The organism is Mesorhizobium sp. M1A.F.Ca.IN.020.06.1.1 (assembly GCF_004023265.1).
In the GTDB taxonomy this organism is placed as follows: domain Bacteria; phylum Pseudomonadota; class Alphaproteobacteria; order Rhizobiales; family Rhizobiaceae; genus Mesorhizobium.
In genome coordinates, this window is record NZ_RZSR01000343.1 from 1 (window position 1) to 5,534 (window position 5,534).

Annotated in this window: 3 protein-coding genes; 2 read left to right on the top strand and 1 reads right to left on the bottom strand. The window is 61.7% G+C overall.

Features of this window, described 5'->3' with window-relative positions:
- Positions 1-854 precede the first annotated feature (854 nt).
- Positions 855-1,319 carry a hypothetical protein gene (locus tag EOA60_RS16460; RefSeq protein WP_095825624.1) on the top strand — a complete coding sequence of 155 codons (465 nt, stop codon included), beginning with the start codon at positions 855-857 and terminating at the stop codon, positions 1,317-1,319.
- Between the two features lie 153 nt (positions 1,320-1,472).
- Here EOA60_RS16460 and EOA60_RS16465 read toward each other — a convergent pair whose 3' ends face one another.
- On the bottom strand, positions 1,473-2,777 hold the full coding sequence (locus EOA60_RS16465) for a hypothetical protein (RefSeq protein ID WP_245322446.1): 1,305 nt from the start codon (positions 2,775-2,777) through the stop codon (positions 1,473-1,475).
- 442 nt (positions 2,778-3,219) lie between these two features.
- On the opposite strand from EOA60_RS16465, the gene EOA60_RS16470 reads away from it, so the two are divergent.
- The coding region (locus tag EOA60_RS16470) for an efflux RND transporter permease subunit (RefSeq protein ID WP_164899347.1) at positions 3,220-5,534 on the top strand (2,315 nt) is incomplete at its 3' end.

Below are 5,534 nucleotides of genomic sequence, written 5' to 3' on the forward strand. Positions count from 1 at the left end.
CTGCTGTGTCGATCGTTCCCCCTGCGCGCCGGCCGGGTTCTTGGCTTCCTCGGCCCAAACGGCGCTGCAGGCAAAACGCCTTTCGTGACCAATAGGACTTGTTAGGGTCTTCGGGCGCGAAGACGTGAGCAGATGAGCCGGGCGCTACGGCGACACTTCCGCGAGACATTCAGTGCAGGCTCCCTGGTGCCTGCCAGCACGCTTTCAGGTTGACGCGCCTATTTATCGCTGCGGTCGTTAGGCTTTACGATTCGGCAGTTGAGCTGACTCGCTTGCGACGGGATTACCCCTTTTTGCGAAGGGGCCTCGTCCGTGATGTCCGACATCAACGCCAGAGTGGGCTTAACTGAGAGAGCGAGATTTCGGCTCATCATAGCGCTTGAAGGAAGTCGTCGCCGAGCAGGCGCTGGAGCTGCGGCTGCAAAAAGGCATGATCGCGACGGGAGCGACGACGGTCCCGGAACGGCGCCACCTCCCGCTCGGGACGTCCGGAACTTCGCATGAGCCGCTACGGCTTTCGGTTAGGCCGGCAAAGCCGTTTTGGGCTATCGGTCCGCCGGCGCGCTTTGTCCTATCTTGGGTTTCCAACGTCGGGCAACGGTCGCACTGGCTCCCTTAGCCAGCCTACGCTCCGCTGGCGCGGCGGGTCGGTTGCGCAACACTTGTCAACTTGATGGGTCGCAGTGCTGCAGGCGAAGCTCGCGCAAATACGTACAAACCGCACACCGCCAGCAGAGCCATAAGCAAGGAGTACGCGAACTCGGCCCCCGGCAGAGGCGGCAAGCGGCACTGCGTGCTTGTCTGGTCGACTCCAGTGTTGGTGCTCCGATGAGATCATATGAAGGAGGTCTCCCATGAAACCTGCTGGTTACTACCTAGCGCCCGGCGCGTTCGTCCTCGTGCTTGCCGGGGCGACCGGCGCGTCGGCCGCGGAACAGCCGATCGCCTGCAAGAAGGTGCCGTTGGTGGTGCGGGACAGGTTCCACAAGGATTTTCCCGTCGCTAAGGTCAAGGCATGCGCCCGCGAGGTCGAGAACGGAGAACTGGTTTTCGAGATAGCAAGCGTCGAGGGCGCAATGACGCGCGATGTGCTCTACCATCAAGACGGTAAGGTCATCGTCGTCGAGGAATCAATTCCGATGGAAGCGGTGCCTCAATCGGTGCGTGCGGCCGTTGATACGAAATTCGCAGGTGGAAAGATCAAGCTTGCGGAGAAGCTGATGCGCGACGGCAAGGTGAGTTACGAGTTCCAGATAAGCTACAAGGGCAAGAACGTTCAGCCCGTCTTCGATCCGGATGGAAAGGAAGTGAAGGGCTGATGGGCGAAACTCTTGCACTGAAGGGTCGCTGACATAGCTTCAATCAGCCTGAGAGAAGAAACAAGTCCGGCGCAGGCAGACGGGCTTGCGGACCTCACTCGAGTTCAGCAGAAGGCAGCCGTCAACAAGCGCCGGACATTCGGACGGTCGAACCTACCTGCCTAACTTCACGTGTCCGCCGAATTGGAGCGTCGCGCGCACACTGAAGGTGTGCGTTCTCTCGTCCTCAGCATTCTCCGCGAATGTGTAGGCGGCGCCGAGGTTCCATTTCGCCGCGCCGGACGGCGCGTCTTCTTCTTCCCCAGACGCATAAATTACTTCGAAATCCGCCAATTGCTCGCGGGTGTCCGGACCGTCGGCGACAAGGTTCCGCTGATGCGTGTAGGTGGCTATGTAGGTCATAGGTTGCACTTCCAGCGCGACAGATCCGGTGAGAAGCAGAGCGTCGTCCGGACCGCCATCGAAATGCTTAAGGTAGGCCGATTCGCCGAGAAGCCTCAGTGTGTTCCCGTTGAGGTCGAAGCTTCCAGTGGCGGCAGCAAGGTAGGCCAATTCATTGCCGGTCCCCGGCAGCGGTTCCTCTTCTTCTTCCTCCTCCTCCCCTGTGTCGGCGGAGAGCCCGGGCTTCTGGTATCGGATGCCAAGGCGATAGCCAAATTCACCGTCCTTGTAACAATCGCCCTTTTCTGCGCCTTTGCAGCCATCAAGGGTAACCGAGAATGAGGATAAACCGGTGGTGTTGCCGGCACCGCCATCCGCCAGCGTGAGCCGTCCACGGTTGGTAAAGAGCGACTCGCTGAGGAACGTCCGGTCGGTCGTGAATACCGTCGCGGCCAGGGCATGGTTCAGCCCAAAGCCCTCGAAGCCAACAACAGCTTCGCCACCCAGACGTTCGTCAGCGTCAAAAACAGACGCCAGATCCGGGGCGTGTATCCCCGGCAGGGCTTCGCTGGCCAGGCTGAACACCGTGTCGAACTTTCCGGCCCTCACGGTCAGGGGATCGACCTTAGCGAGGGCGTAGAGCTCACCGACATAGGTGCCGATCCCTTGAAAGGCCGCATCCTCCCCGGGTTCCGGGTCGACCACGGGCTCGGTAATGATGGCGCTCACGAACCGAAGATAATCCGTCGGCGCGTAGAAAAGATCGAGCTCCAACTTCGGAAAGAACACATCGGATCTCAGGAAAGACGGATGTGCGCCAAATATCCAGTCGTTCTGCAGCTCCGCGGTAGCCTCGTACCCCGCGCAGGGCGCAGCGCATTCTTCGGCCAGAGCCGGTATCGTTTCTTCGGCCAGAGCCCGCTCGTGCTCCTCCGCCAGTGCCGAAGCCGAAGAGTACAGCAGCCCTATGCCACTAAGTGCTAAGATAAAAAGGCGAATGACCGGCGAGCCCCCATGAGATGCACCACGCGTCGATGATATCCGATGGTTCCACTGTGGCAACTGCGATTTCGTCATTTTGTCCCTTACAAACGCGACTTGTCTCATACAAACGCAAACGTGTCGCATCTCTACAACACTGCTTCGCTGTTCCGCGCCCGGTACGCTCCCCCGAGGACCGCCGGCGCAGCAAATTGGCGGTCCCGCTTCGCCTTCCTCGAATCAATATTCGGGCACTCCCCGACCGAGGCAAATTGCGCCAGAGCACGTCCAGCCTTTCGCTGGAAACAGACACACGCGCATGCAACCGACGCGAGCACTCACGGCGTGAGTGGCTATCCTAATAAATTTGTATGAACTATTTCTCTACTCCAAAAGTTAGAGACCCGCCGGATATACGGTAATAGCGCCTTGCAATATTGATTAATTATGCGGCGCCCTCCCGCATGATACGCTTTGGGACTGTCTCTGATCTGTCGCAGGCGCGCTTTCGCGCGCCGCGGAATCGCGGGGGGTTGCCGTGCTGCAAACGCTCGTCAAGCTGAGTCTCGAATTTCGGCATCTGGTCCTAGCAGCCGCGCTACTCTTGGTAGCGGCGGGTGCCGTTCTGCTTCCCAAGGCCAAAACCGATGCTCTTCCCGAGTTCGGGGCGCCGGTCGTGGAGGTGCAGACCGAGGCGCTCGGCTTGTCGACAGGCGAAGTGGAAAGCCTGGTGACCATCAATCTCGAAGAGATTCTGACCGCGACGCCGTTCCTCAAATCAATTCATTCCAAGTCGGTGCCGGGGATGGCTTCGGTGTTGCTCACCTTCGAGCCCGGCATGGATCCGATGAAAGCCCGACAAATGGTGCAGGAGCGTCTTACGATGGCTTGGGCCCTGCCCAATGTCTCGAAGCCGCCCACCATGCTGCAGCCGAAGTCGGCGGCAGGCCGCGCCATGATCGTCGGACTGTCGTCCAAGACCGTGTCGCTGATCGACATGTCGGTGCTGGCCCGGTGGACGATGACGCCGAAGCTGCTCAGCGTGCCGGGCGTCGCCAACGTCGCGATCTGGGGCCAGCGCGCTCGCCAGCTTCAGGTGCAAATCGAACCTCAGCGCCTCGAATCGGCAGGCGTCTCGCTCGATGAAGCCGTAGAGAGCGCCGGGGATTCGCTCTGGGTCTCGCCGCTCAGTTATCTGGAAGCGTCAGTACTCGGAAGCGGAGGCTGGATCGACACGCCGAACCAGAGGCTCGGCATCCAGCATGTGCAACCGATCAGCAAGGCCAGCGACCTGACGAAGGTTGCTGTCCCGTCTTCCGCGCTCAGGCTAGGAGACGTGGCCGAGGTCGTCGAAGGCCATCCGCCGCTGATCGGCGATGCGATGATCAACGGACAGCCTGGCCTCATCCTCGTCGTCGAGAAGCTTCCCAACGTCGACACCAAAGCGGTCGTAGCGGGGGTCGAAGCTGCGCTCGCGGAGTTGAGCCAAGGCATGCCGGGCATCGACATCGACGCCTCCCTCTACCGCGCCTCCGACTATGTCGACAGCGCCTTGGCCAATCTGGTCCGGATGGTGATCGCCGCCATGGTGGTCGTGTCCGTAGCCCTCTTCCTGTCCTTGACGCCGGTCGGCACGGCGAGCGTCGCCGTCGTCGCGATCGTCCTGTCGTATGTCGCGGCACTTGTCGCTCTCTATTTCAGCAGCCCGATCTTCAACCTGATCCACCTGGCCGGCCTCGCGGCCGCGCTTTCCCTCGTGGTCGACACTGCGGTAGTGGCTGCCGAGGCCCTCGGGCGACGCCTTCGTGCCGGTGGCGGCCGTCCGCTCGCCGCGCCTCTATTCGATGCGATCGGCGAAATCGGCAAGCCAATGATCTATGCAGCGGTGATCGGTCTGCTGGCGGTCGCTCCGATACTCGGACTCGACGGCGAAACCGCGGCATTCTTCCGGCCGCTGGCTCAGGCCTATGGCGTCACGGTGGCCGCTGCCATGGTCGTCGTGCTCTTGGCGGCGCCCGCCCTCGCGATGGTTTTTTTCCGTTCGGGCAGCGCAGCAGGAAACAGGTCCGAACCTGTGGTGGCGCGGCTGTTCGGTGCGGCCTATGGGCGGCTGCTGGGGAGGTTCTCGGCGACGACCGGTCCTGCCTATGCGATCGTGGGTCTCGGAGTGTTGGCGCTACTCGCGGCGACGCCCGCCCTGAAGTGGTCGCCGTCGCCGTCCTTTGACGAAGGCACCGTCCGCGTTTCGTTCAAGGCCGCGCCGGGTGCATCCTTGCCCGCCATGATCCGCACGATGGCGCGACTGGAATCCGAAGTCCGCGCAATCGATGGAGTCAGCTCTGTCGCTGGCCATCTCGGCAGGGCCATCACGGGCGACCAGGTCACCGGCATCGAATCCGGGCAGCTCTGGATTGGGCTCGACGAGCGGGGGAACCGAGCCGCCGCACTGTCGCAAATTCGCGACACGATGGAAGGCTTCGCGGACCTCGAGGTGAAGGTTGAAGGCTATCTGGCCAGTACGGCCGGGCGGATCTTCGCCGACGCCGGCGAACCAGTGGTGGTCCGCATCGAAGGGGCCGAGACGGCCGTGCTTGAAGAGCAGGCAAAGCTCGTCGCGGCGAGAATCGCCGCCGTTGACGGCATCAACTCCGTACGCATCGACAAGAACGCTTTCTCGCCCGAAATCGAGGTCAAGGTCGACGTTGCGGAGGCTGCCGCACGTGGACTGAAACCGGGAGACATCCGGCGCGCGGCAGCGACGGTCTTCGCCGGGCTCGAGGTTGGCAATCTGTTCGAGCAGCAAAAGGTCTTCGAAGTGGTCGTTTGGGGGGCTCCCAACGCACGAAGCAGCAT